Here is a 20,672-nt window from a genome sequence, read left to right as displayed (position 1 = left end):
GATCAGCCGCGCCGGGGACACCGAGCCCGAACGCCGTGGGGGCCGCGCGGCACCGCTCAGTTGGCTCGCTTCACCTCGAGGTCGCGCACGATGCGCTCGACCTTGAGACCCTTCGTCTCGAAGCGGGTCGTCGTGCGGCCCTCGAAGCGCGGCGCGAACCCTCCGCGCGCGCCCTCGGGATCGACGTGGGCGTCCCCGGCGTCCGCGAGGCGCCCGGTCCACGGGTTGGTGAAGCGCGGCGACGCCTCGGCGACGTCACGCATGTGCCAGGCATAGTCGGCCCAGTCGGTCGCGAGGCGCCAGGTGCCGCCGGGCACGAGGACGTCGGCGACGACGTCGGCGAAGCCGAGCTGCACGAGACGACGCTTGTGGTGCTTCGTCTTCGGCCACGGGTCGGGGAAGAACGTCCACACCTCGTCGACGCTGCCCGGCGCGAAGAGCCGATCGAGCGCTTCGGAGGCGTCGATCTCGATGAGACGCACGTTCGTCACGCCCGCGTGGACGGCCTTCGAGATCGTCTGCGCGATGCCGGGACGCCACACCTCCAGAGCGATGAAATCCGTCTCGGGGTGCTCGAGCGCTGCATGGACGATCTGATCCCCCGCGCCCGAACCGATCTCGACGACGAGCTTCGCCCGGCGTCCGAACACCTCGGCGATGTCGAGCCGGAAACCATCGACGGGCTCGGTCGTCCCCGGCTTGCGGGGAACGTCGAGGACGTACTGCTCACCGTTGTCACTCAGCGCACGATGGTGACGCTCCGGCATCCGGCCGCCGCGGCGCGTGAACGAGCGCGTGCGTGCGAGCGGGCGCGGCCCGACCTGCGGGTGCTCCCCCGCGCCCTCCGACGGCTGGCCGGACGTCGCACCCGGAACGTAACCGGGCTTGCTCACTTCTTCTTCTCCGCCGACTCGCCCTGGCTGAGCGCGGCGATGAAGGCCTCCTGCGGCACCTCGACGGAACCGACCATCTTCATGCGCTTCTTGCCCTCCTTCTGCTTCTCGAGCAGCTTGCGCTTGCGGCTGATGTCGCCGCCGTAGCACTTGGCGAGCACGTCCTTGCGGATGGCGCGGATGTTCTCACGGGCGATGACGCGCGTGCCGATGGCCGCCTGGATCGGCACCTCGAACTGCTGACGCGGGATGAGCTCCTTGAGCTTCGTCGCCATCATCGTGCCGTAGGCGTACGCCTTGTCGCGGTGCACGATGGCGCTGAACGCGTCGACGGTGTCGCCCTGCAGCAGGATGTCGACCTTGACGAGGTTGGCGCTCTGCTCCCCCGCGGGTTCGTAGTCGAGCGAGGCATATCCGCGCGTCTTCGACTTGAGGGCGTCGAAGAAGTCGAACACGATCTCCGCGAGCGGCAGCGTGTAGCGCATCTCGACGCGCTCCTCGGACAGGTAGTCCATGCCGAGCAGGTTGCCGCGACGGGCCTGGCACAGCTCCATGACGGCGCCGATGTACTCGCTCGGCACGAGGATCGTCGAACGCACGACGGGTTCGGTGATGTCGGCGATCTTGCCCTCGGGGAACTCGCTCGGGTTCGTCACCTCGCTGACGACGCCGTCGTCCGTCGTCACCCGGTAGACGACGTTCGGCAGGGTCGAGATGAGGTCGAGGTTGAACTCTCGCTCGAGGCGTTCACGCGTGATCTCCAGGTGCAGCATGCCGAGGAAGCCGACGCGGAAACCGAACCCGAGCGCTGCCGACGTCTCCGGTTCGTAGACGAGCGCCGCGTCGTTGAGCTTCAGCTTGTCGAGGGCGTCACGCAGGATCGGGTAGTCGGAACCGTCGATCGGATACAGACCCGAGAACACCATCGGCTTCGGGTCGGAGTAGCCGCCGATCGCCTCGGACGCGGGCTTCGCGGCGTTCGTGACCGTGTCACCGACCTTCGACTGGCGCACGTCCTTCACGCCGGTGATGAGGTAGCCGACTTCGCCGACGGACAGGCCCTTCGTCGGGATCGGCTCGGGCGAGTTGACGCCGATCTCGAGCAGCTCGTGCGTCGCGCGCGTCGACATCATCTCGATCTTCTCGCGCGGGCTGAGCCGTCCGTCGACGACGCGGACGTAGGTAACGACGCCGCGGTAGGTGTCGTAGACGGAGTCGAAGATCATGGCGCGGGCCGGCGCGTCGGCGTCACCGACGGGGGCAGGCAGCTTCTCGACGATGACGTCGAGCAGTTCCTCGACACCGACGCCCGTCTTGCCGGAGACCTTGAGTACGTCCTCCGGTTCGCAGCCGATGAGGCCGGCGATCTCCGCGGCGTACTTCTCGGGCTGCGCGGCCGGCAGGTCGATCTTGTTGAGTACCGGGATGATCGTGAGGTCGTTCTCCATCGCCAGGTACAGGTTGGCGAGCGTCTGCGCCTCGATGCCCTGCGCGGCGTCGACGAGCAGGACGGCGCCCTCGCACGCGGCGAGCGAACGCGACACCTCGTAGGTGAAGTCGACGTGCCCCGGCGTGTCGATCATGTTGAGGCAGTAGGTCGTACCGTCGAGCTCCCACGGCATGCGCACAGCCTGGCTCTTGATCGTGATGCCGCGCTCGCGCTCGATGTCCATGCGGTCGAGGTACTGCGCACGCATGGCCCGATCCTCGACGACGCCCGTCTTGCTCAGCATCCGGTCGGCGAGCGTCGACTTGCCGTGGTCGATGTGCGCGATGATGCAGAAGTTGCGGATCTGCTCCGGCGGCGTCGCGGCGGGCTCGAGTGCCTTGCGGGCCATGGGTGACAACGTGATACCTCGAAGTTCGTCGGGTCGGTGTTCGCCGCCGCGCGCCCTGGAGGCGGCGATGACGCATCGATCTGCGGCCGCCCGTCGCGCCCCGCGAGGAGCACACCGGCGACCCTTCATTCTTTCACGCCCCGACACCCCTGCCGCACGCGTCACGTACGACGGCCGACGCGACACGTGCATCCAGCGCACGCGAAGAGAGCCCCACTACGATGCGAGACAGATACGCGTCGATCGGGTGTCGTCGAGCACGCGTTGTCGAACCGACGACGCATCACCCACGCCATACCGGTGGACCCGACGAGCCACTCCCCACAGGAGGCCAGCCCATGGATCTCGACCACACCCTTCGCCCCGCGGCAGAGCGCGTCAAGCAATCCGCCGTCGTCTCCGCACTGATCGTCGCCGCGCTGTGGATCATCGAGGCCCTCGACGTGCTGACGCACCACGCCATCGACGCCGCCGCCTCCCTGAAGGCCTGGGAGGTGAGCGACCTGTGGTCGATCTTCACCATGCCGTTCGCACACTACGGGTGGGCTCATCTCGAGGCGAACAGTGCGTTGCTGCTGCCGCTCGGGTTCGTCCTCGCCCTCAGCGGCCTGGCCGTCCTCGCGCGTGTGACGTTCATCGTCACGTGCACGTCGGGGCTCGCCGCGTGGCTGCTCAGCCCGCCGTACACGGCCGTCGCTGGTGCCTCGGGCGTCGTCTTCGGGTGGCTGACGTACCTCATGGTCCGAGGATTCTGGACGCGCCGCTGGCCCGAGGTCGTCGTGGGGCTCGTCCTCGCCGTCGTCTACGGCAGCGTGCTGTGGGGTGTGCTTCCGCAGAGCACCCACGTTTCGTGGCAGGGTCACCTCGGTGGCGCGATCGGCGGTGTTCTCGCCGCGAAGCTCGTCAGCGATCGGACGGCGTCCTCAGGCTGATCCGCACGGCCCGAGCGTGCCCACGATGACGGCAGAGCTGGGCGAATCAGCGCGGCCACCTCGCGCCACCAGGGGCGCGCTCAGCCTGCGACGGCGGCGCGGCGCGACGTCCATGCCGAGACCAGCGTGATGACGGCGCCCGCCGCCGCGAGCACGGCACCGACGCGCGAGCACCACTCGTACCCGAGCCCCGCGTCGAGGACGACGCCGCCGAGCCAGGCGCCGAGGGCGTTGGCGGCGTTGAGCGTCGCGTGGTTGAGAGCGGCCGCGAGCGACTGGCCCTCGTGGGCGACGTCCATGAGCCGCGTCTGGATCATCGGCACCATGATCGTCGGCACGCAGCCGAGCAGGAACACGAACACGACCGCGCTGACCTTGTTGTGCGCGGCGAAGCCGAAGAGCGACAGGATGATCGCGATCGTCACGAGGCAGCCGAAGATGCCGCGCATGAGCCCGCGCATGGCGACGCGTTCGGACAGGAACGCACCCGCCGTCATGCCGATGCCGTAGATGACCAGGATGACCGGCACGACGGCGTCCGAGAAGCCGGTGAGCTCCGTCATCGTCGGCGCGATGTAGCTGAACGTCGAGAACATGCCGCCGAAGCCGACGACACCGATCGCGAGCGCGAACCACACCTGCGGGCGCGTCAACGCCTTCAGTTCACCGGTGACGGACGTGACGCCCAGGGAGCCCTGGTGCGGGATCCACAACCACACCGCAACGACGGTGAGCAACGCGATGACGGCGACGAGGGCGTACGGCCACTGCCAGCCCAGATGCTGCCCGAGCCACGTCGAGACGGGCACGCCGACGATGTTCGCCACCGTCAGGCCAGCGAGCATCATCGACACGGCCCAGGTGCGCCGGTGCTTCTCGACGAGGGTGGCCGCGACGACGGCGCCGATGCCGAAGAACGCGCCGTGCGGCATGCCCGCGACGAAGCGCGCGAGCAGCAGCATCGGGTAGCTCGAGGCGAGCGCCGAGCCGATGTTGCCGACGAAGAACGCGACCATGAGTCCGAGCAGGACGTTCTTGCGCGGCACCTTCGCGAACAGCATCGTGACGAGAGGCGCACCGACGACCACGCCGAGCGCGTACGCCGACACCGCGTGACCGGCGCTCGGAATCGAGATGCCGAGACCCCGCGCGATCTGCGGCAGCAGACCCATCGTGACGAACTCCGTCGTGCCGATGGCGAAACCGCCGAGCGCCAGCGCCAGGATCGCCAGACCGGCTCGCGGGTAGCTGCCGTGGCGGTTCGAGCGTTCGGCGTCGACGGCCTCGTCGTCGCAGATGTCATGCAGCGCGGTTGCTTCGGTCACCGATCCATTCTTCCGCACCCGTACCCCTACCCCGAGCCGCTGAGGGGGTGCGCACGGCGTGCGTTTCATCACCCGTCGTCACCTGCGTCCGTCGTTCGTGTGAGAGCGCAACCGGGCGGCCGGCGCGTGCCCCGCACCCGGCGCTCGCCCGGACGGGCTACGTTCGGACCATGAACCTGCGCACCGTCGCCGTCCGCCTCTCCCGCGCCCTCGCACGTGGGGGCATGAATGCGCTCCTCGACCCCGAACGCCGTGGAACGTCGTCCACGCGGCGCCGCGCCGACGCCACGGTCGGGCCCGACGGACGCCGCGCGGGTGCACCGACGTCGCACCGTCACGACGACGCGCCCAACGCTCGTCCGGCCGGCTCTGCGCACCCGTATGGTGGCGACTGGACGGCCCCGCTACCCGCGACGGCCTATGCGCCGCATGACGACGGGCATCCCGATCCGGGTGAGGTCGTGTGGGCGTGGGTGCCGTACGAGGAGGACCACTCGCAGGGCAAGGATCGTCCGGTTCTCGTCATCGCCCGGCACCCGGAGCTGGAAGACGTCGTCCTCGCGCTTCCACTGACGAGCAAGGATCACGACCGTGACGCCGCGCAGGAAGCTCAGGCGGGGCGTCACTGGATGGACGTCGGCTCCGGCGCCTGGGACAACCGCGGACGACGCAGCGAGGTGCGCCTCGACCGAGTCCTGCAACTCGACGTCACCAGGGTGCGACGCGAGGGTTCACACATCGACGAGCAGACGTTCGACGCCGTCGTCGCCGCCGCCCGCACCCGCTCCCTGGGCCGCTGAGCACCCGCCCCAACGGCGAATCCCGTCCACATCGGCGATTGTCGTCCACCTCTGCGAAGCTCGGTCACATTCGCGCGACGTCATCGACGCAGCGGGCGGCCGAGAGTCACAACGCCATCGACAGGTGCTGGAACGGCCCTTCGTCGCTGAAACCGGCCTTGCGGTAGAGCGCGTCGCCGCTCTCGGTGGAGAACAGCGAGACCCAGCCGGCCTCCTGCTCGCGACACCACTGCAGTGCGGCGTCGAGCAGTGCCGTGCCGCAGCCGCGGCCGCGGAACTCGGCGTCGGTGCACATGTCGCCGACGTACGCCGAGCGACCCGAGCCGTCGGGGCCGGGCAGGTGCTGTTCGACGGTCGCCGTCACGCACGACGCGAGCGGCGAGCCGGGGCCCGCGCCCTCGACGCGGTCGATGACGAAGCACGCGTACCCGTCGGAGGCGAGCAGCTGGCGCGCGACGCGGGCGCACCGTTCGCGCCACGCGTCGTCGAGTTCGATGTCGAAGGGCCACCCGTCGATCATGAGCAGCGCCTTGAGGCGCACGATCTCGGGGACGTCATCCTGGGTGGCGCGGCGAATGTTCACGATCCGCACCCTAGCGCGGCACGCCCCGGAGCGGGTCGTCCTCGCCCGCACGCCAGTCCCCGGTTACCGATACCGCGCGTACCTACGTTCAGGTAACCTCGGCTTCAGCCGCGTGTCACGCCGCCTCGAACGGCGCTCGCACACCCCGACGCACCGTCACTCACGGAAAGGGCCGAGATGACTTCGACCACCAACCAGGCCTCCCTCGCCGACAAGGGCCAGGCCATCGCACTGCGCCTTCTCGCCAAGGCCGGCGGGCACGATCTGCTCAAGAACCCGGCGATCCGCTCCAAGGTCGAGCGTGCCCTCTACCAGGGCAGCAAGTCCGGTTTCAAGGCTCAGACGGTGGCCGGGCGCGCCTTCACCAAGAAGGCCGGCTCGGGCGACGCGGCACGCACCGCCCCGACGAAGCCGCGCCGCGAGTTCGACCTGACGCCCACCGAGGATCAGGAGACGATCGCCGCCGTCGCCGCCGAACTGGCCGACGAACTGCTGCGTCCCGCCGCGGCGAAGGCCGACGCGGAGCGCGCCCTGCCCGACGAGATCCGTGCGCAGGCCACCGAGATGGGCCTGACGCTCGTCGGCGTCCCGGCCGAGCTCGGCGGCATCGCCGAGGAGCGCAGCGCCGTGATGACGGCCCTCGTTCTCGAGCAGCTCGCCCGCGGCGACATGGGCCTCGCCGTTGCGATCATGGCACCGGCCGCCGTCGCGACCGCCATCGCGGGCTACGGCACGTCCGCGCAGCAGGAGACCTACCTGCCCGCCTTCACCGACGAGAAGAAGCCCGCCGTCGCCGCGCTCGCGCTCGCCGAAGCGGGCCCGCTCGCCGACCCGCGCACCCCCGCGACGACGGCCACCCGGGACGGCGCCGACCTCGTCATCACCGGCGAGAAGGCGCTCGTGCCGTGCGCCGATGCCGCCGAACTGTTCGTCATCAGCGTCATGCTCGACGGCGCCGCGCGCCTCGTCATCGTCGAAGCCGGCACCGAGGGCCTGACGACGAGCGACGAGCCGGCGATGGGCGTGCGCGCTGCGCACACCGGGCGCCTGCACCTCGCCGGGGTGCGCGTGCCCGCCGAGAACCTGCTCGGCAAGGCTGACGACACCCTCGATGCCATCCGCCGCTCGCGCCTCGCGTGGGCCGCCCTCGCGTGCGGCACCGGCCGCGCCGTGCTCGATCAGGTCAGGCAGTACGTCGTCGAGCGCAAGGCGTTCGGTGAGCCGATCGGTCACCGTCAGGCCGTCGCGTTCACCGTGTCGAACATCGCGATCGAACTCGATGGGCTGCGCCTCGTCACCCTGCGCGCCGCGGCGCGTCTCGACGCCGGAGACGACGCCGGTGCCGCCGAGACCATCGCTCACGCCCGCGCGCTCGTCGGGATGCACGCCACGCAGATCGGCTCCGACGCCGTGCAACTGCTCGGCGGACACGGCTTCGTCAAGGAGTTCGACAACGAGCGTTGGTACCGCGACCTGCGCGGCGCCGGCGTCCTCGAAGGTGGCGTCAGCGTCTGAGCTCGCCGCTCCGCTGCGCCACCAGCCCTCCTCTTTCCGCGTTTTTTCAGCAAAGGACCCAGTGATGATCGACCTCGAGATCCCGAAGAAGTTTGTCCCCCTCGTCAAGCAGGCCGGCTCGATGGCCGACGAGGTCTTCCGCCCCGTCAGCCGCAAGTACGACCTCGCCGAGCACACCTACCCCGCCGAGCTCGACCTCGTCTCCGCCCTCATCGACGGCATGACCGACTCGGGTGCGAGCAACGGCGCGGGCGCCGCCGGTTCCACGCGCGCCAAGGACGGCACCGACCAGGCCCCGGCCAGCACTGACGCCGACGAGGCGACGGGCGTGACGAAGCCCGCGTCCGGCACGAAGGCCGGCAAGGTCAACAAGAACGGCGCCAACATGAGCTCGGCGCTGTCGATCATGCAGACGTGCCGTGGTGACGTCGGGCTGACGCTGTCGATCCCGCGTCAGGGCCTCGGCAACGCCGCCATCGCCGCCGTCGCGAACGACGAGCAGAAGGAGCGCTACGGCAACCGCTGGGCTGCCATGGCGATCACCGAGCCCGACACCGGCTCGGATTCGGGCAACATCCGTACGACCGCGACGAAGGACGGCGACGAGTACGTCCTCAACGGCGAGAAGATCTTCGTCACCTCCGGTGAGCGCGCCGAACTCGTCGTCGTATGGGCGACGCTCGACCGTTCGCTCGGCAAGAAGGCGATCAAGTCGTTCGTCGTCGAGCGCTCCAACCCTGGCCTCAAACTCGTGCGTCTCGAGCACAAGCTCGGCATCCGCGCCTCCGACACGGCGGCGTTCGTCCTCGAGGACTGCCGTGTGCCCGCGAACGATCTGCTCGGTGACCCCGAGATCCGCACCGAGGGCGGCTTCGGTGGCGCAATGCAGACGTTCGACAACACGCGCCCCCTCGTCGCGGCGATGGCCGTCGGTCTGACGCGCGCCTGCCTCGACTTCACCCGCGCGGCCCTCGAGAAGGCCGGCCACGGCCAGGACTGGGACGCACCCGTCGCCGCCCAGACGTACGCCTCGGCGCGCCTCGTGCAGATGGAGGCCGACTACGAGTCGGCGCTGCTGCTGACGTTGCGTGCCGCGTGGATGGCCGACAACGGCAAGCCCAACTCGATGGAGGCGTCGATGGCGAAGGCGAAGGCGGGCCGCACGTGCGTCAACGTCGCGCTGCAGTGCGTCGAACTCGTCGGAGTCGACGGCTACGCCGAGAGCGAGCTGCTCGAGAAGTGGGCGCGTGACGCGAAGATCCTCGACATCTTCGAAGGCACGCAGCAGATCCAGTTGCTCGTCGTCGCTCGTCGCCTGCTGGGTCTGACGAGCGGGCAGCTGAAGTAATCGCGCTTCCCTTGTCGAGCATCGCCCGGAAACGCCTCGTCCCTGACGCGTTTGCGGGCGATGATCGTTCGGCGGGGCGCACTGCGTGGGGGGGCGGCCTTCTCACGAGAAGCATCGCTCGTGAAGTTGAATCGTGAAGTGACCCCCGGTGTCACAGCCATACGAGACATGGGTCAGATTGTGGTGTGACCACCTAATGCAGCCTCTTCGCGAACGCCGAGTTCCGCGCGCTGTTCATCTCTCTGATGCTGCTCATGGTCAGTGCCGTCATGGGGACGTCCACGCTGGGCGTCATGATGTTCGACCAGACGCACTCCCCCTTGTTGACCGCGCTGGTCATGTTCGGCCGGCCACTCGTCCAGCTCGTCACGTCGCGCTACCTGCTCGCCTCGAGCGACCTCCTGCGCCCGCGCACCGCCATGATGATGACGGGCGTCGTCGCCGCCTGCGTCGACAGCATCCAGGTCATCCCGTCACTGCCGTGGTGGATGCGCTTCGTGCTCGTCGCCGTCATGCACTCCGCCCTCGCCGCGACCATCGCGCTGCTGTCGGACATCGTGCCCAAGGAAGCGTTCGTCCTCGGGCGCGCAACGCTCAACATGACGGTGAGCACCGTCCAGGTCGTCGGCAACGCCCTCGGCGCCATCCTGCTGACGTGGGTGGCCCCCACGAACCTGTTCCTCATCTCCGCCGGCGCGGCCGTCGTCGCCGTCATCGGCACCCGCATCGGCCTGCAGGACTACCGGCCAACGACTCCTGCTGCCGCTGCGCCCGCTGCTCGCCGCACCGTTCCTCGTGTTCGCCCCCTCCACCCGCCGATCGTGCTCGCCGCGCTTTTGGGCGGCCTCGCCGCCATCGGCTACGCGGCCGCCCTGCCCCTGCAAGAACGCCTCGTCGTATCCATCGACCTCGCCACCAAGGGCCAAGCCTTCGGCCTGCTCAGCACAGGCACCATGGTCGGCCAAGCCGCCGGCGCGCTGCTCATCGGAGGCATCGCCGATGTTGTCGAAGCCGCTGCCGCGATGACGATCGCCCCTGTGCTCGCCATCATCACGTCGCTGATACTCATGCCGGCGCTGCGCGGGACGATGCCTGCCGATGACAAAGCCGTGGCGATGGCGTGACGATGGGCTCACGCGGCGTGGCGGCGAGGTTCACGCGCTTCGCGCGTCGTGGCGTGGCGGCGCGAGGTCCAAGCGCTTCGCGCGTCGTGGAGCTATGGGGACTCCGTCGGGCTCGCTAGCGCTCGCCCTCCTCCTCGAGTCACAGAGTTCAACAGAGATAGAGAAAGACCCTCACCGAACGAAAACCGTGTACGGTGAGGGTCTTTATCTGTCTCGGTGGAGCTATGGGGATTCGAACCCCAGACCTCTTCCATGCCATGGAAGCGCGCTACCAACTGCGCCATAGCCCCGTGACCCACTCACGTGAGCACTCGCAGAACGTTACCTCCTCGACGCAGCAAGTCCAACTCGAGTTCACCCCGATGCGACGACTCCTCAGGGTCACGCGCTGCGTGCGTGCACCGCTGGGGCGTCGCGCGTCCCAGCGTCGCGCAGGCACACGGGCTTCGCGCGTCGGACCTATGGGGACTCTGTCGGGCTCGCTGACGCTCGCCCTGCTCCTCGAATCACAGAGTTCGATCAAAGACAGAAACAGAGGACCACCCAGACGAAAAGCGTGTCTGGGTGGTCCTCTGTCTCTGTCTTGTGGAGCTATGGGGATTCGAACCCCAGACCTCTTCCATGCCATGGAAGCGCGCTACCAACTGCGCCATAGCCCCGCACTCAGCTCGTGAGCAACCCGTGTACCTTAACCGGCCGGTCACCCACGAAGCAAATCACCCGCACGCACGCCGCGAACCTCGACCCACGAACGGTCACGCCGCCTTCGGACGCTTCTTGCGCACGTACACGAGACGCCTCGCATGCGCGACGACCGTGCCGTCAACCAACGTCAGATCACACTCGAACCAGCGCAATACCTTCGACCCGTCAGCGGCCTGCGCACGGATCTCCTCGACGACGTCCTTGGGCATCTCGTACACGCCGTACACCGTCGATGTGCCCGGCGAACGGAACTCGATCTCACACGCCTGATCCCACACGAGATACTCCGGACCCAACTGATGCATGAGCAGCAACGGGAAGAAGGCATCCGTCATCGCGTTGATCGACCCACCGAACGCCGTGCCGTTCTGGTTGCGATTCAGCCGATTGAGCTTGAGTTCGACGCGCGCTTCGCTCCAGTCGTCCGAGAACGACTTCACCCGCAATCCCATGCCCACCAGCGGCGGGTAGAAGTTCATGAGCCGCCCGAACGTGCGCGGCGACATCCGCTTGCGCTCGCGCCCCGCGTGCCGACTCATCGCCGCACCTCGTCCCCGCGACGGGCCTCGTCCGCACGGCCCGCGACGGGCACACCCACGAGACGGTTGATCGCCGGTGAGGCCAAGCCCATCCCGACACCACCGAGGATCGGCGGCAACCACGCCCCGAACGCGTCGTCGAGGACGCTGTCAGGAAGGAGGGACCGCGCCACGAGAATGACGGCGACGAAGGCCACCAACCCGAGCGCGAGAGCCGCGAGAACGCGAAGCCACTCCGGGCGCCCCATCGGTCGAGAACCACCCTCGATCCCCAACCATCGCTCCATCGACGTGCTGCTGCCGTGCTCGCTCACTTGAGCCTCTCTCCTCGTCCGCGTGCGATCCGCCCTGATCATGCCACGCCTGACGCGGCGCCGACGGCCCCTTCACGAGGTTGCCCCACCCCCACTCCGCCGCGAGCACCAAGCCCGGAAACCGAGACATGAATGCCGATCCGCCGACACGGCAAGACGCGGCCGCACCACAGAGCCCACGAGCCCGCAGGCTCACTCCCCCGCGTTCCAGCGTTCGATGGCCCAACCACCATCGCGACGCTCGACGAGCGTCACCCAGTGGCAGTTGTCGATGCTCCGGAACGACGTGCGCACGGTCTGCGGCGTCAGCCCCGCCAACGCACCCGCCACCCCGCGGATGACGGCGCCGTGCGTCACGACGAGCACACTCTCCCCCGGGGTTGCCGACGACACGGCATCACGCACGCCCGCCTCGACGCGTGCCGTCGCCTCGGCGAGCGTCTCGCCGCCGTCACCGCGCCGGACGTCGTCGCCACGCGCGATCGCGGCCGACGCGTCGGGCCAGCTCGCAGCGACCTCGGCGTGCGTCAGACCGGCCCACGCACCCATGTCGATCTCGACGAGCCGAGCGTCCTCGGTGCGCACGAGCGGCCGACCGGCCAGGTCGAATGCACCCTTGAGCACGGACGTGGTCTGCGCCGCGCGCCGCGCCGGCGACGTCACGAGGCGCGTGATCGAACCGTCGCGCACGAGCAGCGCCGCGGCACGCTCGGCCTGGCGGAGCCCCACGTCGTCGATCGGCACGTCCAGGCGGCCCTGCCAGCGCCCCTGCTCGTTCCACGCCGTGCGCCCATGACGCAAGAGAATGACCCGCCGCAGCGGGTCATTCTCGGGGGACGTCGGCGTCACGCGTCGGCGGGCTCGTCGAGCTCGAGTTCGATGACGGGGCAGTCCTGCCACAGGCGCTCGAGGTCGTAGAACTCGCGGTCCTCCTCGTGGAAGGCCTGCAGGACGATGTCACCGAAGTCGATGAGCACCCAACGCCCGGAGGCGCGGCCCTCACGTCGCTGAGGCTTCGCGCCGAGCGGCAGCAGCGCCTCCTCGACGGCGTCGACGATGGCGTTGACCTGACGCTCGCTCTCCGCGGAGGCGATCACGAACGTGTCGGTGATGGCGAGCTGATCACTCACGTCGATCGCGGTGATCGACGTGGCGAGCTTGTCCGCGGCGGCCTGGGCGGCAGCTCGCGTCAGCTCGAGGGAACGGTCTGTTGCGGACACTCAGTCCTCCTGGAGGGAGCCCGCTCGGGGCCCGTAAAGCTGGTACTTGTGGATGTACTGCACGACGCCGTCGGGCACGAGGTACCACACGGGTTTGCTCGCACGCACCCGGTCACGGCAGTCGGTCGAGCTGATCGCCATGGCCGGGATCTCGAGCAGGGTGACGCGATCGTGCGGCAGCCCCGCGTCACTGAGCTCGTGCCCGGGGCGCGTGACGCCGATGAAGTGCGCCAGCTCCCACAGCTCGTCGACGCCCTTCCACGACAGGATCTGCGCGAGCGCGTCGGCCCCTGTGATGAAGAACAACTCCGAATCGGGACGCAGCCGCTTGAGGTCCGTCAACGTGTCGCGCGTATACGTCGGGCCCTGACGGTCGACGTCGACGCGGCTCACGCTGAAGCGCGGGTTAGACGCCGTCGCGATGACCGTCATGAGATAACGGTGCTCGGCCGGCGCGACATCTCGTCCGGCCTTCTGCCACGGCTGACCCGTGGGCACGAAGATCACCTCGTCGAGGTCGAGGAGGCTTTGAACCTCACTCGCCGCGACGAGGTGACCGTGGTGAATGGGGTCGAACGTGCCGCCCATGACCCCGATTCGTGATGTCAGTGGTTCACACCCTGGTTCTGACCCCCACCTCGCACACCGGCGGGGCCGTGGCCCTTGGGGGCACCGTAGCGGGCCGCGGTGTTGCGGAAGGCCCACAGCAGCGCGAACAACAGGCCGAAGATGCACAGGGCCATCAGACCGAAGGCCCACGGCGGCATGGCGATGTGGTTCTCCTCGAGCTCCGGAACATCCACAGCGGCGACAAGCGAAACGAACGACGTCATGAAAGCAAGGATACTGCCTCAGCACAGCCCGATGACAGCGACCCTTCCTAACGTCTCGATCGACACGGTGCCACCGCGCACGAGCCGATCCGCCGAGAAGGTAGCCATGACCTCCCACCCCAGCCTCGACACCCTCCCCAACGGCGCACCCCACCTGTCCGTCGTCGTCCCGATGTACGACGAGCAAGAGGTCCTGCCCCTGTTCGCCGAACGCCTGCGCCCCGTCCTCGACGGGCTCGAGGTGCCGTACGAGGTCGTGTGCGTCGACGACGGATCCCGCGACGCGACCGCGTCGCTCCTGCACGCGATGCGTCGGACGTGGCCGCAGGTGCGTCTCATCCAGCTGCGCGCGAACTCCGGGCACCAGGCGGCGATCAGCGCGGGCCTCGCCCGAGCCCGGGGACGCTGGATGGTGACGATCGACGCCGATCTGCAGGATCCACCCGAGGTGATCGCCCAGATGCTCGAGGTGGCCGAGCGAGAACACGTCGACGTCGTCTACGGCGTGCGCACCGACCGCAGCACCGACACCGCCTTCAAGCGCGTCACCGCCGAGGCGTTCTACGCACTCATGCATCGCCTCGGCGCGCGTGGGGCAATGAACGCCGGCGACTTCCGACTCATGTCGCGCACGACCGTCGACGCCGTCCTCGCGCTGCCGGAGACCAACCGGGTGCTGCGCCTCGTCGTGCCGGCCCTGGGCTTTCCGTCGGCCGACGTCGGCTACCGCCGCGACGAGCGGGCCGCCGGCGAGTCGAAGTACCCGTTGAGCAAGATGATCAGGCTGACGCTCGACTCCGTCACGGGCGTCTCCAGCGCTCCGCTGCGCCTCGCGACGTGGTTCGGTCTCGCCGGCTTCGTCCTCGCCTTCGCGGTGGCCGCATTCGCCGTCGTCTCGAAGCTGACGGGTCACTCGATCACCGGATGGGCGTCCACGATCGTCGTCGTCAGCGGCTTCGGCGCGCTGCAGCTGCTGTGCCTCGGCGTGCTCGGCGAGTACGTGGGCCGCCTGTTCCAAACGGCCCAGGCACGCCCGACCCACTACGTCGCCTACGACTCGTTCGAGGCCGGGGGCCAGGGCACGGGCGATGATGCTCGCTCCGGCGTCGAGACACAGAGTGGTTCCCGCGCAGACGGAACACACCCCGTCGCCGAACCCGGGTTCGAGGTGCTCGCCCAGGCGTCATGACGCTCCGGGCGCCGGGCGGTGGGCGCCGGGCCGCGACGAACGCGCTTCAGGCGCCGAGCGTCACCCCGAAACGTCGGGACCGTCGTCAGGATGCGGCGCGAGTGACGTCAGCGGATCTGGCCGTCGCCGTCGACGATCCACTTCGTCGTCGTCAGCTCCGCGAGCGCCATCGGGCCGCGTGCGTGCAGCTTCTGCGTCGAGATGCCGATCTCGGCGCCGAAGCCGAACTCGCCGCCGTCGGTGAAACGCGTCGAGGCGTTGATCATGACGACGGCCGAGTCGACCTGCGCGGCGAACGTGCGCGCTGCCGCGCGGTCCTCGGTGACGATGCAGTCGGTGTGATGCGTCGAGTAGCCATCGATGTGGGCGATCGCCCCCTCGAGGCTGTCCACGACACCGACCGACATCTCGAGGCCGTGGAACTCGGTGCCCCACGCCTCATCCGTGACGGGCTGGGTCGCGACGCCACCGGCGAGGGCAGCGGCGCGTTCGTCGGCGTGCAGGACGACACCGCGCTGGGCGAGCTCGGTGAGCACGCGGGGCAGAAACGTCTCGGCGACGTCGGCGTGCACGAGCAGACTCTCGGCCGCGTTGCACACGCTCGGCCGGTGCGTCTTGGAGTTCACGGTGATGTCGAGCGCCATGTCGAGATCCGCCGCGCGATCGACGTAGACATGGACGTTGCCCGTGCCCGTCTCGATGACCGGCACGCTCGAACCGGTGACGACCGCCTCGATGAGCGCGGCCCCACCGCGCGGGATGACGAGATCGACGAGACCGCGCGCGGTGATGAGCGCCGTCACGTCGTCGTGGCCGCCGTCGAGCAACTGCACCGCATCGGCGGGGAGTCCCTGCTGTTCGTACGAGGCGCGCAGTGCCTCGACGATCGCGGCGTTCGTCGCCGCCGCGGCCGAGCCGCCGCGCAGGATCATCGCGTTGCCGCTCTTCAATCCGAGCCCCGCTGCGTCGACGGTGACGTTGGGGCGCGCCTCGTAGATCATGCCGACGACCCCCATCGGCACGCGCACCTGCTTGATCTGCAAGCCGTTGGCGAGAGTGTTGCCGCGCGTCACCTCGCCGACGGGGTCGGGCAGCGCCGCGACGTCGCGCAGCGCCTGCGCGACCTGGGTGACGCGTTCGGGCGTCATCCGCAGCCGATCCTGCAGGCTCTCGCTCATGCCGCCCGCAGCGCCCCGCGCCAGGTCCTCCTCGTTCGCCGCGACGATCGTCGCGGACGCGGCCTCGACGGCGTCGGCGAGCGTCAGCAGCGCGGTATCCTTCTCGGCGCGCGAGAGCAGCGCGAGGCGTTTCGACGCGGCGCGCGCCGCGCGACCGGCGGTCTCGATGCGGTGACGGGTTTCTTCAGCGACGTCGCTCATGCGCCCACTGTAGGAGCGCACGCCCGCCTCGCTCCAGTCCGCCCGAGCGCTTCTTCACGGTGTGGGCACGCACCTCGCGCACCACGCCGACCCGCGCGCGCAGCTCGTCCTCGATGCGCCGGTGCAGCGTCATCGCCGCCGCGGGGCAGCCGTCGCACGCGCCCGTGAGGCTGACGGTGACGACGCCGCGCTCGACGCCGATCAGCGTGATGTCGCCGCCGTGCGAGTGCGCCACTTGCTCGGCGACGTCCGCGACGACCACTCGGGCCTGCTCGGCGATCTCGGTGTCGTCGGCAGCGCCCTCGTCGAATTCGCCCACGGCGTCCCCGTCGGCGTTGCTCGAGGCATCGCTCGGCTCGACGCCGCCGGGCTCACGCGCAACGAATCGGCTCGACGTGTCAGCAAGCACGTCGCTCAGCGCGTCGCGCACGGCTGCTCCGTCACTCGCCCACGTGTGCGGCGCGCGCAGCCTGACGACGAGCGCGCCCGGTTCGCTGACCATGTCGCCGGCGCCCGCGCGCGTCAGCGCCTCGGGCCACGCCGCGAGCGCTCCGAGCGGGACGTCGCACCGCGCTCCGGAGAAGCGCCACCGCACGACGTCTGGATCGGGTGTTGCCTCCGGGTGCAGGGCGAGGTCGCTCATGTGAGCGCGAGCACGATGTGGCGAGCGAGGAACGCCATGCCCCATGCGAGGACGAACATGTACGCCCACGCGATCGCCGGCCAGCGCCACGTGTTCGTCTCGCGACGCATGATCGCGATGGTCGAGACGCACTGCAGGGCGTAGACGAAGAACACGAGCAGCGCGACGACCGTCGCCGTCGTGAAGACGAGCTGCCCGGCGTGCGGGCCGTCGCTGAACGTCATCTTCATGAGCGCCGCGCGCGGGTCCTCGGGGTCGGTCGCGCTCGCCACCTGCCCGAGCGTCGCGACGAAGACCTCGCGCGCACTCGTCGCGCCGAGCAGCCCGACGCAGATGTGCCAGTCGAACCCGAGCGGCGCGAAGATCGGCTCGATGAACCGCCCGATCGAGGCGGCATACGAGTGGTCGATGACGTACGCGGCCTTCTCGGTGTCGCCCATCCCGGCGGTCTCGGCGCCGCGGGCCGGGAAGTTGAGCAGCACCCACAGCGCGACCGTCGTCGTCAGGATGATGCCGCCGGCCTTGCGCAGGAACATACGCACCGAGTGTTACATCGTCGTCACGACGTTGCGGATCGACGGGAAGCGGTACGGCGGCATCTCCATGTAGAACGGCAGCGACGCATCGCGCAGCGCCGTCGCCTTGAACACGGCGACCGCGACGAGGGCCGACAGCCCGCCGAGCACGTACAACCCGAAGAGCACGAGGCCCTGCGCGTTGAACGGCCCGTACCGCTGCCCCGGTTCGACGAGCAGCGACGTCAGCAACACGTAGACAGGCAGGCGCGCCGAGCACGTCATGAGCGGCGCAGTGATGATCGTCGCGATGCGGTTGCGTGACGAAGGGATGGTGCGCGTCGCCATGATGCCTGGCACCGCGCATGCGAACGAGCTGAGCATCGCGACGAACGCGCGGCCCTCCAGCCCCGTGGCGGCCATGATCCGGTCCATGAGGAACGCCGCGCGCGACAAGTACCCGACGTTCTCGAGCAGTGACAGGACGAGGAACAGCAGCATGATCTGCGGCACGAAGACGAGCGTCGCGCCGACACCACCGATGATGCCGTTGCCGACGAGTGAGGCGAGCGTGTCGTTCGGGATGTGTTGCGCCTGGGCGCCGAGCCACGCGAACCCCTGCTCGACGAGATCCTGCAGCGGCGCGGCGACGGTGAAGATGGCCTGGAAGAACAGGAACATCGTCGCGAAGAACACGGCGAGACCGGCGACCGGGTGCAGCAGCACCGCGTCGATGCGCCGCGAGCGCGTGTCCTGCCCGGCGGGCGTGTACTCGGCGGCCGCGAGCACCGAACGCGACCATGGCGCGAGCTGCGCATCCTGCGTCGGCGGGCTGACGACGGGCCGCGTCCAGGCGGGGACGTCGGCGAGCAGGGCGCGGATGTCGTCGACCCCCGCGCCCGTCGCCGCCATGACGGCCCGCACCGGCACGCCGAGGGCCCGCTCGAGGGCTGCGACGTCGAGGCGGCCGCCGCGCGCGTGCAGTTCGTCGATCATCGTGAGGGCCAGCATCGTCGGCTTGCCCAACGCGATCGCGCGCGCGAGGAAGGGCAGCGAGCGTCGCAACGTCGTGGCGTCGGCGACGACGATGAGCGCGTCGGGTGCCGGCACGCCGTCGAGTCGGCCGGCGAGGGCATCGACGACGACCTGCTCGTCGGGGCTCACGGCCTCGAGGCTGTAGGTGCCCGGCAGATCCTCGAGGACGAGGTTCGTCTCGCCTGCGCGCACGTCTCCGAACGAACGCGACACCGTCACGCCCGGGTAGTTGCCCGTCTTCGCGCGCAGACCGGTGAGTCGGTTGAAGAGGCTTGACTTGCCGGCGTTCGGCGCGCCCAGCAGCGCGACGCGGGTGCTCGTCGCGGCGTCCGCTGTCGCGACGTCATCGGGGGCGTGGCAGCTCACAGGACGTCGACGCGGATGGCACCCGCGTCACGCCGACGCAGGCAGAGTTCGTATTCGCAGACACGGAAGACCATCGGATCGCCCATCGGCGCACGGCGCACGACCTCGATCTGTTCACCCTCGCGGAAGCCGAGCTCGCGCAGGCGACACAGGACGGCGTCGGCGCACCGGGACGCATCGAATCCGACGACGGTGGCGTGGGAGCCGGGCCGCAGCAGGTCGAGAGTCGTCATGGGCCTCACCTTCGGAGCACTCGCATCGTCGCGGGACGCGGCGATCATAGGCAAGGCTCACTTTACTCCCCCGGGCCGAACAAGTGGCTCAGGGCAGCAGCACCAGATGATCGCGGTGGACGAGGCTGCGCTCGAAAGCCGGGCCGATGGCGTCGCTCAGATCGCGAGTCGTGCGCCCCATGGCACGGTGCACGTCGGCGACGTCGTAGTTGACGAGCCCGCGCGCGAACACGTGGCCGTGACGGTCGGCGAGGTCGACGGCGTCGCCTGCGAGGAATCGCCCCTGCGCCTCGATGACACCCGCGTGAAGCAGCGAGCGCCCCTTCGTCCGCACGGCCTCGACTGCGCCATCGTCGAGCACGAGGCGCCCGGCCGGGTGCGTCGCGTGCGCGAGCCACAGGCGTCGCGCGCTGCGACGACGACCTGTCGGCGCAAATGCCGTGCCCACCTGCTCGCCGAGCAGCGCGTGGCGCGCGTTCGGCATCGACGTCAGCATCGTCGGGATGTCGGCTGCGGTCGCGATGCGCGCCGCGTCGACCTTCGTCCGCATGCCCCCGGTGCCGACACCGGATCCGGTGCCGCCGATCTCGACGTCATCCATCGCGGCGACGTCCGCGACGAACGGGATCCGCGAGGTGCCCTCGCGGCTCGGCGGACCGTCATAGAGGGCGTCGACGTCCGAGAGCAGGATGAGCGCGTCGGCGTCGACGAGGTGTGCGACGAGCGCCGCGAGCCGGTCGTTGTCACCGAAGCGGATCTCCTGCGTCGCGACCGTGTCGTTCTCGTTGATGACGGGCACCGCGCCGAACTCGAGCAGCGTCTGCAGCGTCGAGCGGCCGTTGAGGTACGTGGCGCGGCGGGTGACGTCCTCCGTCGTCAGCAGCACCTGCCCCATCGTCAGCCCGAGACCCTGGAACAGCAGCGAGTACGCGGACATGAGCTGTCCCTGCCCGACGGCAGCTGCGGCCTGCGCCTGCGGCAGCTCCGTCGGGCGCGTCGGCATGCCGAGCTGGCCCATCCCCGCAGAGATGGCTCCGGAGGAGACGAGCAGCACCTCCTTGCCCGCGTGCCGACGCTCGGCCAGCACCCCGACGAGCTCCGTCAGCGCCTCGTGGTTGATGCCGCCGCTCGTGTGGGTGATCGAACTCGACCCCACCTTGACGACGACGCGCTTGGCTTCGCGGACCTGCGCGCGCACCGCGTCGCCGTCGACGGCAGGGGTCGTCGGGGGCGTCTGCGGGGCGTGCTCGGCATGATCGTGCTCGTCGCGCACGTCAGCCGCACGCGTGGCGTGCTCGTCGGGCATGGTCGTCGTGGCGTCTGCGTTCATCGGGCGACTCCTT

General features: G+C 69.4%; 22 protein-coding genes and 2 tRNA genes. 6 read left to right on the top strand and 18 right to left on the bottom strand.

What is annotated here, in order from left to right:
• Positions 1–56: 56 nt before the first annotated feature.
• Positions 57–893, bottom strand: coding sequence for a tRNA (guanosine(46)-N7)-methyltransferase TrmB (gene trmB / locus AC1RS9_RS04235; RefSeq protein WP_074045584.1), 837 nt, complete (start codon positions 891–893; stop codon positions 57–59).
• Positions 890–2,731, bottom strand: a complete 1,842-nt coding sequence (lepA, locus tag AC1RS9_RS04230) for a translation elongation factor 4 (RefSeq protein WP_074039872.1) — start codon at positions 2,729–2,731, stop codon at positions 890–892. Before lepA ends, trmB begins: the two co-directional genes overlap by 4 nt.
• A 338-nt stretch (positions 2,732–3,069) precedes the next feature.
• Here lepA and AC1RS9_RS04225 point away from each other — a divergent pair, with 338 nt between their 5' ends.
• Positions 3,070–3,663: a rhomboid family intramembrane serine protease gene (locus tag AC1RS9_RS04225; protein ID WP_074045583.1), complete on the top strand. Its 594-nt coding sequence runs from the start codon at positions 3,070–3,072 to the stop codon at positions 3,661–3,663.
• Positions 3,664–3,743: 80 nt separating this feature from the next.
• On the opposite strand, the gene AC1RS9_RS04220 is transcribed toward AC1RS9_RS04225, so the two are convergent.
• Positions 3,744–4,988, bottom strand: a complete 1,245-nt coding sequence (locus AC1RS9_RS04220) for an MFS transporter (protein ID WP_006944205.1) — start codon at positions 4,986–4,988, stop codon at positions 3,744–3,746.
• A 170-nt stretch (positions 4,989–5,158) separates the two neighbouring features.
• Here AC1RS9_RS04220 and AC1RS9_RS04215 point away from each other — a divergent pair, with 170 nt between their 5' ends.
• Positions 5,159–5,788, top strand: a complete 630-nt coding sequence (locus tag AC1RS9_RS04215) for a type II toxin-antitoxin system PemK/MazF family toxin (protein ID WP_006944316.1) — start codon at positions 5,159–5,161, stop codon at positions 5,786–5,788.
• A gap of 106 nt (positions 5,789–5,894) precedes the next feature.
• Here the strand turns inward: AC1RS9_RS04215 and AC1RS9_RS04210 are convergent, their stop codons facing one another.
• On the bottom strand, positions 5,895–6,371 hold the full coding sequence (locus tag AC1RS9_RS04210; RefSeq protein WP_006944311.1) for a GNAT family N-acetyltransferase: 477 nt from the start codon (positions 6,369–6,371) through the stop codon (positions 5,895–5,897).
• A gap of 177 nt (positions 6,372–6,548) precedes the next feature.
• Between AC1RS9_RS04210 and AC1RS9_RS04205 the strand changes: the two genes are divergently transcribed.
• From AC1RS9_RS04205 to AC1RS9_RS04195, 3 genes are all read left to right on the top strand, one after another.
• Positions 6,549–7,886, top strand: coding sequence for an acyl-CoA dehydrogenase family protein (locus AC1RS9_RS04205; protein WP_083607193.1), 1,338 nt, complete (start codon positions 6,549–6,551; stop codon positions 7,884–7,886).
• A 64-nt stretch (positions 7,887–7,950) separates the two neighbouring features.
• Positions 7,951–9,234, top strand: coding sequence for an acyl-CoA dehydrogenase family protein (locus AC1RS9_RS04200; protein ID WP_074045582.1), 1,284 nt, complete (start codon positions 7,951–7,953; stop codon positions 9,232–9,234).
• 245 nt (positions 9,235–9,479) lie between these two features.
• The gene (locus AC1RS9_RS04195) at positions 9,480–10,358 is read left to right on the top strand and encodes an MFS transporter (RefSeq protein WP_354944934.1); all 879 of its coding nucleotides are present in this window, start codon (positions 9,480–9,482) and stop codon (positions 10,356–10,358) included.
• Positions 10,359–10,575: 217 nt separating this feature from the next.
• Here AC1RS9_RS04195 and AC1RS9_RS04190 read toward each other — a convergent pair.
• The 8 genes from AC1RS9_RS04190 to AC1RS9_RS04155 form a co-directional block, all read right to left on the bottom strand.
• Positions 10,576–10,648: transfer RNA gene (locus AC1RS9_RS04190), tRNA-Ala, on the bottom strand.
• Positions 10,649–10,944: 296 nt separating this feature from the next.
• Positions 10,945–11,017, bottom strand: a tRNA-Ala gene (locus AC1RS9_RS04185).
• Between the two features lie 96 nt (positions 11,018–11,113).
• A complete protein-coding gene (locus tag AC1RS9_RS04180; protein ID WP_083607192.1) occupies positions 11,114–11,602 on the bottom strand; it encodes a DUF4442 domain-containing protein in 489 nt (162 codons plus the stop codon).
• A complete protein-coding gene (locus AC1RS9_RS04175) occupies positions 11,599–11,916 on the bottom strand; it encodes a hypothetical protein (protein ID WP_131941200.1) in 318 nt (105 codons plus the stop codon). The genes AC1RS9_RS04180 and AC1RS9_RS04175 overlap by 4 nt, the downstream gene beginning before the upstream one ends.
• A 192-nt stretch (positions 11,917–12,108) precedes the next feature.
• Positions 12,109–12,765 (bottom strand): histidine phosphatase family protein, encoded by a 657-nt coding sequence (locus AC1RS9_RS04170; protein WP_006944190.1) that lies wholly within the window; start codon positions 12,763–12,765, stop codon positions 12,109–12,111.
• On the bottom strand, positions 12,762–13,136 hold the full coding sequence (rsfS, locus tag AC1RS9_RS04165) for a ribosome silencing factor (protein ID WP_006944260.1): 375 nt from the start codon (positions 13,134–13,136) through the stop codon (positions 12,762–12,764). The genes AC1RS9_RS04170 and rsfS overlap by 4 nt, the downstream gene beginning before the upstream one ends.
• Positions 13,137–13,724 carry a nicotinate-nucleotide adenylyltransferase gene (nadD, locus tag AC1RS9_RS04160; RefSeq protein ID WP_006944269.1) on the bottom strand — a complete coding sequence of 196 codons (588 nt, stop codon included), beginning with the start codon at positions 13,722–13,724 and terminating at the stop codon, positions 13,137–13,139. It lies immediately after the preceding gene.
• 17 nt (positions 13,725–13,741) lie between these two features.
• The gene (locus AC1RS9_RS04155) at positions 13,742–13,969 is read right to left on the bottom strand and encodes a hypothetical protein (protein WP_006944208.1); all 228 of its coding nucleotides are present in this window, start codon (positions 13,967–13,969) and stop codon (positions 13,742–13,744) included.
• Positions 13,970–14,075: 106 nt separating this feature from the next.
• Between AC1RS9_RS04155 and AC1RS9_RS04150 the strand changes: the two genes are divergently transcribed.
• Entirely contained in the window at positions 14,076–15,158 is a 1,083-nt protein-coding gene (locus AC1RS9_RS04150) for a glycosyltransferase family 2 protein (RefSeq protein ID WP_074045627.1), read from the top strand.
• A 107-nt stretch (positions 15,159–15,265) separates the two neighbouring features.
• Here AC1RS9_RS04150 and AC1RS9_RS04145 read toward each other — a convergent pair whose 3' ends face one another.
• The 6 genes from AC1RS9_RS04145 to proB form a co-directional block, all read right to left on the bottom strand.
• On the bottom strand, positions 15,266–16,537 hold the full coding sequence (locus tag AC1RS9_RS04145; RefSeq protein ID WP_040014386.1) for a glutamate-5-semialdehyde dehydrogenase: 1,272 nt from the start codon (positions 16,535–16,537) through the stop codon (positions 15,266–15,268).
• Complete coding sequence (locus AC1RS9_RS04140; RefSeq protein WP_074045578.1) at positions 16,521–17,180, bottom strand: NifU family protein; 660 nt, start codon at positions 17,178–17,180, stop codon at positions 16,521–16,523. Before AC1RS9_RS04140 ends, AC1RS9_RS04145 begins: the two co-directional genes overlap by 17 nt.
• Entirely contained in the window at positions 17,177–17,716 is a 540-nt protein-coding gene (locus AC1RS9_RS04135) for a nucleoside recognition domain-containing protein (RefSeq protein ID WP_235006172.1), read from the bottom strand. Before AC1RS9_RS04135 ends, AC1RS9_RS04140 begins: the two co-directional genes overlap by 4 nt.
• Positions 17,717–17,728: 12 nt before the next feature.
• Positions 17,729–19,096, bottom strand: coding sequence for a ferrous iron transporter B (locus AC1RS9_RS04130; protein WP_235006174.1), 1,368 nt, complete (start codon positions 19,094–19,096; stop codon positions 17,729–17,731).
• A complete protein-coding gene (locus AC1RS9_RS04125; protein ID WP_235006176.1) occupies positions 19,093–19,329 on the bottom strand; it encodes a FeoA family protein in 237 nt (78 codons plus the stop codon). Before AC1RS9_RS04125 ends, AC1RS9_RS04130 begins: the two co-directional genes overlap by 4 nt.
• Before the next feature lie 88 nt (positions 19,330–19,417).
• The gene (gene proB / locus AC1RS9_RS04120) at positions 19,418–20,659 is read right to left on the bottom strand and encodes a glutamate 5-kinase (RefSeq protein WP_171969908.1); all 1,242 of its coding nucleotides are present in this window, start codon (positions 20,657–20,659) and stop codon (positions 19,418–19,420) included.
• Positions 20,660–20,672 lie beyond the last annotated feature (13 nt).

The organism is Dermacoccus sp. MPR-E5 (assembly GCF_058809565.1).
This window is presented reverse-complemented; position numbering and strand designations above follow the sequence as displayed.